Annotated in this window: 9 protein-coding genes; 6 read left to right on the top strand and 3 right to left on the bottom strand. The window is 41.5% G+C overall.

Going from position 1 to position 9,504, the window contains the following annotated elements; genetic code table 11:
• Positions 1-335 precede the first annotated feature (335 nt).
• Together pyrE and rph are read right to left on the bottom strand one after the other, a co-directional pair.
• A complete protein-coding gene (pyrE, locus tag L1272_RS18965) occupies positions 336-980 on the bottom strand; it encodes an orotate phosphoribosyltransferase (RefSeq protein ID WP_063699763.1) in 645 nt (214 codons plus the stop codon).
• Positions 981-1,002: 22 nt separating this feature from the next.
• Entirely contained in the window at positions 1,003-1,716 is a 714-nt protein-coding gene (rph, locus tag L1272_RS18960) for a ribonuclease PH (protein WP_054554228.1), read from the bottom strand.
• A 181-nt stretch (positions 1,717-1,897) separates the two neighbouring features.
• On the opposite strand from rph, the gene L1272_RS18955 reads away from it, so the two are divergent.
• The 6 genes from L1272_RS18955 (at position 1,898) to L1272_RS18930 (ending at position 8,325) form a co-directional block, all read left to right on the top strand.
• Positions 1,898-2,758: a YicC/YloC family endoribonuclease gene (locus tag L1272_RS18955; RefSeq protein WP_235374080.1), complete on the top strand. Its 861-nt coding sequence runs from the start codon at positions 1,898-1,900 to the stop codon at positions 2,756-2,758.
• Between the two features lie 169 nt (positions 2,759-2,927).
• A complete protein-coding gene (gene gmk, locus L1272_RS18950) occupies positions 2,928-3,548 on the top strand; it encodes a guanylate kinase (protein ID WP_235374079.1) in 621 nt (206 codons plus the stop codon).
• Between the two features lie 103 nt (positions 3,549-3,651).
• Positions 3,652-3,927, top strand: a complete 276-nt coding sequence (rpoZ, locus tag L1272_RS18945) for a DNA-directed RNA polymerase subunit omega (RefSeq protein ID WP_054554225.1) — start codon at positions 3,652-3,654, stop codon at positions 3,925-3,927.
• A gap of 130 nt (positions 3,928-4,057) precedes the next feature.
• Positions 4,058-6,163 carry a bifunctional GTP diphosphokinase/guanosine-3',5'-bis pyrophosphate 3'-pyrophosphohydrolase gene (gene spoT, locus L1272_RS18940; protein ID WP_138601110.1) on the top strand — a complete coding sequence of 702 codons (2,106 nt, stop codon included), beginning with the start codon at positions 4,058-4,060 and terminating at the stop codon, positions 6,161-6,163.
• Positions 6,164-6,174: 11 nt separating this feature from the next.
• Entirely contained in the window at positions 6,175-6,567 is a 393-nt protein-coding gene (locus tag L1272_RS18935) for a RidA family protein (RefSeq protein ID WP_054554223.1), read from the top strand.
• A gap of 153 nt (positions 6,568-6,720) precedes the next feature.
• A complete protein-coding gene (locus L1272_RS18930; protein ID WP_054554222.1) occupies positions 6,721-8,325 on the top strand; it encodes a DUF342 domain-containing protein in 1,605 nt (534 codons plus the stop codon).
• A 48-nt stretch (positions 8,326-8,373) separates the two neighbouring features.
• Here the strand turns inward: L1272_RS18930 and asnA are convergent, their stop codons facing one another.
• A complete protein-coding gene (asnA, locus tag L1272_RS18925; protein WP_235374078.1) occupies positions 8,374-9,369 on the bottom strand; it encodes an aspartate--ammonia ligase in 996 nt (331 codons plus the stop codon).
• Positions 9,370-9,504 lie beyond the last annotated feature (135 nt).

Here is a 9,504-nt window from a genome sequence, read left to right as displayed (position 1 = left end):
TTTTTGTCAACACTTAATTTTGAGAAAAGTTTATTTTTTCAAAACTCAGTCTTACTTGACTCAACCAACTCGTCGTTTTGCTTTTTTGTAAGCAGTCCGCCGTGTCGGTGGATGCGCATTATAGGGATGCAGCGAATTAACGCAAGCACTTTTTTGAGAAAACTTTAAAAAAACTGCCTTTTGTATCCTTTTTAGTCTAAACACCACAAAAGAGAAACTTTATTAACGCTTCAGTAACTTTTTAACCGTATTTAAGGCCATAAAAGTACAAGACTCTAAAAACAAAAAGGCCCAGCAATATAGCTGGGCCTTTAAATAGTTTGCGTTTTTAGTTGTTAAGCAATGCCGTATTGATCACGGTATGCTTTTACTGCAGCTAAATGCTCATCCATTGTACCTTTGGCTTCTAGGTAACTAATTAAGTCAGCTAGTTTTACAATAGAGATAACTTTAGTGCCAAAGTCTCGCTCGACTTCTTGAATAGCAGATAACTCAGCTTTACCTTTCTCTTGGCGGTCAAGTGCAATTAAAACACCACTTAAGTCCGCACCATTATCTGCAATGATTTCCATAGACTCACGAATAGCTGTACCCGCAGTGATCACGTCATCGACTAACATGATCTTACCTTTAAGTTCAGAACCTACTAATGTACCACCTTCACCGTGTGCTTTTTTCTCTTTACGGTTAAAACAGTAAGGTACATCTTTGTTGTGATGATCAGCTAAAGCAACCGCTGTTGTTGTTGCGATTGGAATACCTTTATAAGCAGGGCCGAATAATACATCGTAATCAATGCCCGCATCTTCAAGTGCTGCAGCGTAAAAGCGACCCAAGCGTGCAAGGTCACGACCGGTATTAAATAAACCTGCATTGAAAAAGTAAGGACTAGTGCGGCCAGACTTTAAAGTAAACTCACCAAATTTAAGCACCTGCTTTTCAAGTGCGAATTCAATAAACTCTTTTTGATAATCTTTCATAACTAATAAACCTACTTATTTATTAAGCTAATGCTTGCTTTTGAACGTCGATAATTTCACGAATTGAATGTTTAGCTAATGTAAGTAGCTCATCAAGTTCGTCGAATGAGAAAGGTTCGCCTTCAGCTGTGCCTTGGATTTCGATGATTTTGCCAGTTTCGGTCAAGATCACGTTCATATCTGTTTCGGCTTCAGAATCTTCTAGGTACTCAAGGTCACTAATTGGTTGACCTTTATATACACCAACTGAAATTGCCGCAATCATATGCTTAAGTGGGTTTGAATTGATCATACCTTTACTACGCATGTAAGTAAGCGCATCAACTAATGCAACACATGCACCACTGATTGATGCCGTACGTGTACCGCCATCTGCTTGAATTACATCACAATCGATAGTAATGGTGTTTTCACCTAACGCCTTTAAGTCAACCGCAGCACGAAGTGCACGTGCGATTAAGCGTTGAATTTCCATAGTACGACCGCCTTGCTTACCGCGCGATGCTTCACGGCCATTACGAGTATGTGTTGAACGAGGTAACATACCGTATTCAGCCGTAACCCAACCTTTACCTTGGCCTTTCATAAAGCGTGGTACACCAGCTTCAACAGTTGCTGTACACAAAACTTTAGTATTTCCAAACTCTACTAATACTGAACCTTCAGCATGCATAGTGTAATTACGTGTGAATGTAACCGGTCTAATTTGGTTAGGTGTTCTTTCGCTTGGACGCATTAACGATCCCCTTAATTCTGAATTTGCCACATTATAAGTCGATGTGGTGCTAGATGCCATGTTCATTTACATAATTAACTGCATCAGAAAAGCACATTTCAGAAAATTTACGCTAGAGGTTAAAAGCTGATTCGGTATAATCAGTCAACTTTGTAAATTTAATAACACTAGGAAATCATCCATGATCCACAGCATGACAGCTTATGCGCGCCGCGAAATTAAAGGCGAATGGGGCACTGGCACTTGGGAAATTCGTTCAGTAAACCAACGTTACCTTGAAACTTTTATCCGCGCACCTGAGCAATTTCGTGGCATGGAACCGGTTATTCGTGAGCGTTTACGTAAACATTTACAACGCGGTAAAGTTGAAGTTTTCTTAAAGTTTGCTGCAAATCCAGCGCATGTTGGTGAGTTAACGATTAACGAATCACTCGCTGAGCAATTAATTAAAAGCGCTCAATGGGTGCAAAACCAAAGTAAAGGCGACATCAACCCTGTTGATATTTTACGTTGGCCTGGCGTGATGGAAGCCGAAGAGCTCGATATGGATAGCGTAAACACTGCGCTAATTGCAGGCTTCGATGAAGTGATTGAAGATTTTAAACAAGCTCGCGGCGATGAAGGCGCAAACTTACAAGAAATGATCGCAACTCGCCTTGATGCTATTTTAGAGCAAGTAACTATTGTTGAAGGCCACTTACCAGAAATCGCTAAATGGCAGCGCGAAAAACTAAACCAAAAGCTAGAAGAACTAAAAACAGACATCGATGAGTCTCGCCTTGAGCAAGAGCTTATTTACCTTGCACAAAAGCAAGATGTTGCTGAAGAACTAGATCGCTTAAAGTCACATGTTAAAGAAACCAAAAAAATCTTAACTAAAGGCGGCGCATGTGGCCGACGCCTAGACTTTATGATGCAAGAGTTTAACCGTGAAGCAAACACATTAGCATCAAAGTCTATCAACAGTGATATCACAAACGCTGCGGTAGAACTAAAAGTGTTAATCGAGCAAATGCGCGAACAAATTCAGAATATTGAATAAGCACGCTTTACAGTTTTTTATAAGACCCAGCACCTGCTGGGTCTTTGTTTTTGAAAAGTCTAAAAGCAGGCAAACTTGAGCACTTTTAGCGAAATAAAGTACAATAGTTCAATTAAAGGCTTGGATTAGCGATAGTCCGAGCCTGTTTATTTTTTATTAGAGACAGATCATGGCGCAAACTCGCGGAAATTTATTTATCTTGTCAGCTCCATCAGGGGCTGGTAAATCAAGCTTAATTAGTGCTTTATTAGAGAAACACAGCGATATGAAAGTATCGGTTTCGCATACCACTCGCTCACCTCGTCCGGGTGAAGAAAACGGTGTGCACTATCACTTTGTTTCTGTGGATGAGTTCAAAGCGCTAATTGAGAAAAATGACTTTTTTGAATGGGCGCAAGTGTTTGATAACTACTATGGTACGTCTAAGCAAGCTATCGAAAGTCAACTTGCAGCGGGTATTGATGTATTTTTAGATATCGATTGGCAAGGTGCTCAGCAAATCCGCAAATTAGTTGATGATGTTGAGACTATCTTTATTCTTCCACCATCAAAAGAAGAACTTGAATCGCGTTTAAATAACCGTGGTCAAGACTCTGCTGAGGTAATCGCAGGAAGAATGGCAAAAGCACAATCAGAAACATCACACTATAATGAGTATGATTATGTTGTGGTTAACGATGACTTTGATACTGCACTTGCTGAAATCGAAACGATCGTTATGGCTAAACGTTTATCGTTAAAAAGCCAAACTGTGCGCCATCAGGCGTTATTAGAGAACTTACTTAAGTAATACTTTTTTAAGAATAAGATAAAAATTAACCACAAGCTATTGGCGAATTTAACTTGGTACAGTAAACTACGCCTTTGCTTAAGAATTTATTTGGAGTGCTAAGATGGCTCGCGTAACTGTTGAAGATGCAGTAGATGCAATTGGTAATCGTTTTGACTTAATTTTAGTTGCGGCTCGTCGTGCCCGCCAAATCGCGGTTGGTGGTAAAGATCCACTCGTTGATGCTGAAAATGACAAACCAACGGTTATTGCTTTACGTGAAATTGAGAAAGGGTTAGTAGATAGCTCTTCTATGGACTTAATTGATCGTGAAGAACAACAACATCAAGAAGCAGCAGAAATGGCTGCTGTGGCTGCTATCGTAGGTGGCAACCAGTAATCAAGCTCCCCGCTTTGATTTAGCTATACGGCTAGTATTTCTACACTAGCCGTTGGCAAGCCCTTCTTTTCATCGTATATTCTATTCATACCGTTACCGATTTACTTCATTTGCGCATTGGAGTGTGACTTTGTATCTATTCGAAGGCCTCAAAAAGAAAATATCCGAATACTTACCACCCGCTGAGATTGAGCTGGTACAAAAAGCATACGTGGTCGCTCGCGAAGCCCACGAAGGCCAAACACGCTCAAGTGGCGAGCCTTATATCACCCACCCTGTCGAAGTGACACAAATACTTGCCGGCATGCACTTAGACCACGAAACGCTGATGGCTGCCCTGATGCATGACGTGATTGAAGACACTGACTTTAGCCAACAAGACTTAGCTGAAATTTTTGGCGACACCGTTGCCGAGCTTGTTGAAGGGGTGAGTAAGCTAGATAAACTCAGCTTTAAAGATAAAAAAGAATTCCAAGCCGAAAACTACCGCAAAATGATCATGGCGATGACGCAAGATATTCGCGTGATCTTAATTAAATTGGCTGACCGTACTCACAACATGCGTACTTTAGGCGCACTGCGCCCTGACAAACGCCGTCGCATTGCCCGTGAAACCCTAGAGATTTACGCACCAATTGCGAACCGCCTTGGTATTCACGATATTAAAAATGAATTAGAAGATTTAGGCTTTCAAGCGTTATACCCGATGCGCCATCGCGCATTAAGATCAGAAGTGGTCAAAGCACGCGGTAACCGTAAAGAAGTTATCAGTAATATTAAGACTGAGATTGAAGCACGTTTAGAAGAGTCTGGCATCGAAGCAACTATATCTGGCCGCGAAAAACACCTTTATAGCATTTACAAAAAAATGCTTAATAAAGAGCTTTCGTTTAACGAAGTGATGGATATCTACGCGTTTCGTATCAATGTTGATAATATGGATACCTGTTATCGCGTATTAGGTGTTGCGCATAACCTTTACAAGCCAATCGAAACTCGCTTTAAAGATTATATTGCTGTACCAAAAACTAACGGCTATCAGTCGCTTCATACCTCATTAGTTGGCCCTCATGGTATTCCTGTTGAGATTCAAATTCGTACCCACGATATGGATCATATGGCAGATAAAGGGGTCGCTGCTCACTGGATGTATAAAAAAGCCGGTGATAATGCAGGCCACACAGCACAACAACGTGCTCGCCAATGGATGCAAAGCTTACTGGAACTTCAGCAAAGCGCTGGTTCGTCTTTTGAGTTTGTTGAAAACGTTAAAACAGAGCTATTCCCTGAAGAGATCTATGTTTTCACGCCAGATGGCCGTATCGTTGAGCTACCCATGGGTGCGACAGCAGTCGACTTTGCTTATGCAGTTCATACTGATGTAGGTAATACCTGTGTGGGAGCACGCGTTAACCGTAAACCTCACCCACTCAGCAAAGCGCTTGATACAGGGCAAACGGTCGAAATCATCACCAGCTCTGGAGCGCACCCTAATGCAACTTGGTTAAACTTTGTTGTAACAGGTAAAGCACGTTTAGGTATTCGCAATTACCTGAAGAGCCAACAGCATGAAGAAGCCATGCTGCTCGGTCGACGTTTACTAGACTCAGCACTTGGTGAAACCAAACTGGATGATATTCCAGATGAAAACATTCGCCGTGTACTTCAAGAGCATGAACTAAATACCGTCCTTGAGCTACTAGTCGAAATAGGCTCAGGTAATCTCATGAGTGTGCTTATTGCAAAACGCTTGATGCAAGTTGATGCAGACGACCTAGACGACCTAGCACAAAAAGCAAAAGCGACCATTATCGGTACTGAAGGCATGTTAGTTAATTACTCTAAATGCTGCCGCCCAGTCCCAGGTGATGCAATTACAGCTTATATAAGCCAAGGTAAAGGCCTTACGGTTCACCGCCAAGAATGTAAAAATATTCGTGGTTGGGAAAAAGAGCGCTCAAAATACCTCGTTGTAAAATGGGACGATAACCCAGAGAAAGAATATATTGCTGCCCTTCGTATTGAGATTATTAATCACCAAGGTGCGCTGGCTAAATTAACCAATGTTGTTGCCTCAACCCAAGCCAATATTGTTGAAATAGCGACTGACGAAAAAGAAAGTAATTTATACATGATAGATTTAGGCATCACGGTTAAAAACCGCGTTCATGTTGCTAACATTATGCGCCGCATTCGCGTTATGCCTGATGTGCAAAGAGTCTATCGTAAAAAGTAACAAGGATAATCATGAACAAATCTTTTATTTCTACTGATAATGCGCCTGCAGCTATCGGTACTTACAGCCAAGCAGTTAAAGTAGGCACGGCTGTTTATTTATCAGGTCAAATTCCACTTGTACCAGAAACAATGGAAGTGATCTCTGAAGACTTTACTGAGCAAACTCACCAAGTATTCAAAAACCTAACAGCTGTTTGCCAAGCTGCCGGCGGCCAAATTCAAGACATGGTGAAAGTAAATATCTTTCTAACTGACTTATCTAACTTTGCGATTGTCAACGAAGTAATGAGCCAGTACTTTAAGCAACCATACCCTGCACGCGCCGCAATTGGCGTACGTGCGTTACCAAAAGGTGTGCAAGTTGAGATTGACGGTATCATGGAACTACCTTCAACAAACTAATCAGCCCTGCCAGCAACACAAAGTTGCTGGCACTTTTTTAGAAAAAGTTATTGCTTCCCTCACCCGAAATTCTTGACTCATTAGCAAATCTCTAGCACTCTGTTGTTATAACAAATAAAACCTTTAGCTAATGTAGTCAAAAAGGATCTCCACGTGTTTAAGCTCGCTCACAACGGCAACGTTTTATTAGATGTTCATGAAAACTCGCCTCCTAGTGCTGCGTTTATTATCGAAGCATTAGAAAAGTCACCATTTTGCGAATGCAGAGTGGATCATGAAGCTATCAATAAATTCTTCAAAAGTGATTCTAACGAGCGCATGCTTGTTGTTGCCTCTAAACATGATGCGAGCCTAGTTGTAACCCTAAGCGATGATAAAATGCTTGCTACAGGCGAACTTACTCTTGCTGAAGGCGGCAAAGTTATGACGCTTGATGAAGCTAAAAAGGAGCTTATCAGAGCGGGCGTTGCTCGCGGGTACAAACAAGCTTTCTTGGAACAGCTATTACAACAACAGTTTGAGTTACCAGCAGGAGAAGTCGCTAAAGGCGTGCTAGCAAAAGGTCGCTTACCTATCGATGGCCAACCATCAAAACTAGTTTCTCAAGTTGAAACGCTCAAAGATCGCTTAAAAAAACCCAAATTGCGTGAAGATGGTACTGTCGATATGCGTGATTTTGGCAAGCTCGCCAGTGTCGAACCCGGCGTATTACTTATCAAGCAAATCCCTGCGACTCCGGGTAAAGAAGGCTTTACTGTTACCGGTGATGTATTACCAGCCAAGCCTGGTGAAAGTAATACTCTAGTTGCTGGTGAAGGTACCGAAATATCTAAAAATAATCCGCTTGAACTTATTTCAGCCATTGCAGGTGTTCCAGTAGATATCGCGAATGGCATGCGTGTTGATGATATTTTTACCATTGCCGATGTCAACGTAAAAACCGGCCATGTAGATTTTGAAGGTAGCGTCATTGTAACTCATAATGTTGAGCCGGGAATGCGTATTAATGCCAAAGGCGATATAACAGTTATGGGCACTGTAGAGTCTGGTCATTTATCTGCAGCTGGTGATATCACCATAAAACAAGGCGTAATTGGCCACCAACTCGAAGATAAAAAGTTATCATGTAATATCATCAGCCAAGGCGACATTCACTTATCACATGGTCAATACAGCTACCTTGAAGCAAACAATATCCTCATCGACCGTCAAGCCAGCCATTGTGTAATGAAAGCCACTAAATTGTTGCAAGTCGGCCAAGAAGATAACCCCCAAGGAAAACTATTTGGCGGTGAAATTTTAGATGCTCAAATAGTTATTGCTGGCGAAATTGGCAATGAATCAGGCGCGAAGATGGTGATTAACTTAGCGGCTTCAGGTGCTGATGTAACAGCACAAACAGACCAATGCTTCAAAGATTTAGCACAAACAGATTCGCAACTTGATACCTTACAAGCGGCTATCGAAAAAGCGGATTTAGTAAAAGATGCAGAAAAGAAAAAAACTCTTCTGGCCAAAATAGGGGCCACACAAATGCACTATTGCGAGCAAGCTGAAATGCTTGAGAAAAAACTATCAAGTTTAGAGCATCATTTGCATGATTTACTTGAAGATGCGCAATTAGTCGTTAACAAAACATTGCACTCAGGGGTAGAAATACATATTTTTGAAAAAGTGCTACGTACAAACCGTAAGTACCCCCCTTGCAAGGTTAAGCTTGAAGAGAACAAGGTTGAGGTGGAGTTTAAAACCAGTTAATAAAAAAGAGGCTTTAAGCCTCTTTTTACCAGGGTCATTAATCTTAACTTAGAGAATTCCTTCCACTTGCTGTTTTAGCTGTTCAGGCCAAACACCAACTTGTACTTGCCCGATATGCTGTTTTTGTAACAGCAACATAGCGAGTCGTGATTGACCAATCCCACCACCAATTGTTTGCGGGAACTGCTTCGCAAGTAGCTGTTTATGCCAATCAAACTCTAAACGAGCTTGGTCGCCTGTAATCGCTAATTGAGTAGCTAATGCATCAGGACTTACACGAATGCCCATTGAAGAGATTTCAAAGGCATCTTCTAGCACCGGGTTCCAAGCTAAAATATCACCGTTTAAGCCTGCAAATTTACTGCAGGTTTGGGTTGACCAATCGTCATAATCCGGTGCTCGTACGTCATGAATTTTGCCATCGGCAAGTGTGCCGCCTATACCAATTAAAAATACCGCACCGTATTCTTGTGCTACCGCTTTTTCACGTTGTTTTGCAGTAAAGTCAGGATACATCTGACGTAACTGTTCACTGTGTACAAAGGTGATTTGCTCTGGCAAAAATGGCGTTAAACCAAACTCGCTTGATACAAAGCGTTCGGTTGCTTTAATAGCCTGATAAAGTGATGTTACGGTTTCTTTTAGCTTGTCTAAGGTGCGCTCAGTACTCTCGCAAATTACTTTTTCCCAATCCCATTGGTCAACATACACCGAGTGAATTGGGCTTAAAGATTCTTCATCTGGGCGAAGCGCCTTCATATGCGTATAGAGCCCCTCACCTACCGAAAAATCGTAATCAGCCAAGGTTTTGCGTTTCCATTTAGCTAAAGAGTGCACTACTTCAAATTGGCTACCCGGAATTGTTTTCACTGCTACCGATACAGCATTTTCAGTACCGCTTAAGTTATCTTGAATACCATCGCCTACTTTTGCCAAGATCGGCGCTTGTACCTCAACTAATCCTAATTGTTGTTCTAATTGGCTTGAAAAAAACTGTTTTACTTTACTAATTTGCTGCTGTTGCTGCAGGTAGTGTGAACTCATAATAATTGGCCTCATTCCCAGTTATTGTTACTTGCTTGATTAGAGAAACCCGCTGCTTGGCCCCTCTTGTTAAAACAATCCTCAACTAAACAAAGATAATTTTCAATAACCCGCAATAAAAAGAACTTAACATTG

This window comes from Pseudoalteromonas sp. PAST1, assembly GCF_021532515.1.
Lineage (GTDB): Bacteria > Pseudomonadota > Gammaproteobacteria > Enterobacterales > Alteromonadaceae > Pseudoalteromonas > Pseudoalteromonas simplex.
This window is presented reverse-complemented; position numbering and strand designations above follow the sequence as displayed.

What these genes read in the sequence shown, in the direction of transcription:
- rph (WP_054554228.1), bottom strand. Translation starts at nt 1,716, where the DNA reads ATGCGTCCAAGCGAAAGAACACCTAACCAAATTAGACCGGTTACATTC.
- L1272_RS18955 (WP_235374080.1), top strand. Translation starts at nt 1,898, where the DNA reads ATGATCCACAGCATGACAGCTTATGCGCGCCGCGAAATTAAAGGCGAA.
- rpoZ (WP_054554225.1), top strand. Translation starts at nt 3,652, where the DNA reads ATGGCTCGCGTAACTGTTGAAGATGCAGTAGATGCAATTGGTAATCGT.
- L1272_RS18935 (WP_054554223.1), top strand. Translation starts at nt 6,175, where the DNA reads ATGAACAAATCTTTTATTTCTACTGATAATGCGCCTGCAGCTATCGGT.
- gmk (WP_235374079.1), top strand. Translation starts at nt 2,928, where the DNA reads ATGGCGCAAACTCGCGGAAATTTATTTATCTTGTCAGCTCCATCAGGG.
- asnA (WP_235374078.1), bottom strand. Translation starts at nt 9,369, where the DNA reads ATGAGTTCACACTACCTGCAGCAACAGCAGCAAATTAGTAAAGTAAAA.
- pyrE (WP_063699763.1), bottom strand. Translation starts at nt 980, where the DNA reads ATGAAAGATTATCAAAAAGAGTTTATTGAATTCGCACTTGAAAAGCAG.